Below are 468 nucleotides of genomic sequence, written 5' to 3'. Positions count from 1 at the left end.
AAGCATACCACTAGTAGAAATAAGACAAAAATTACATTAGAAACAAAAATTTTGGGAGAAGGATTTAGTCTTAATCAAGAGGCAAGAAAACTCTTCGCAGAATATTTTGGTAAAGAAAAGTTTTCATTTAAGAAAGAAATGGCCGTTATTAAACGACAAGCTGAACATAACGGTGAGACCAAAATGACTGTGCGTGATTTATTGGAAAGATATCAAGAGATGGTTGGGCAAGGTAATGTACTAAGGGAGACAGCAGAAGAAGCAACGTATCAATGGAATAATTTTGTGAGGGATTTCTGTAAGAGTTCAGAAAGTCAGAATTATCATCAGAAATTAAAAGTGGCGGCCATTCTATGGGAAAAAGTTAAAAATTCTAAAAACGATAAAAAATTTGAAGCTAGTTTGGTACAAAAGTATGAGAAAAATATTTCAAATTATATGAACAAATAAAAAACTCCTTTTTAGGAG

Annotated in this window: 1 protein-coding gene; it reads left to right on the top strand. The window is 31.8% G+C overall.

Annotation, left to right across the window (positions count from 1 at the left end):
* Positions 1-450 (top strand): hypothetical protein (locus tag C1I92_RS35915; protein WP_111258842.1); only part of this gene is annotated, 450 nt, incomplete at its 5' end.
* Positions 451-468 lie beyond the last annotated feature (18 nt).

This window comes from Jiangella anatolica, from assembly GCF_003236295.1.
Lineage (GTDB): Bacteria > Actinomycetota > Actinomycetes > Jiangellales > Jiangellaceae > Jiangella > Jiangella anatolica.
Note: the sequence above shows the minus strand (reverse complement) of the source record. Positions and strands in the feature narration are given on the sequence as shown.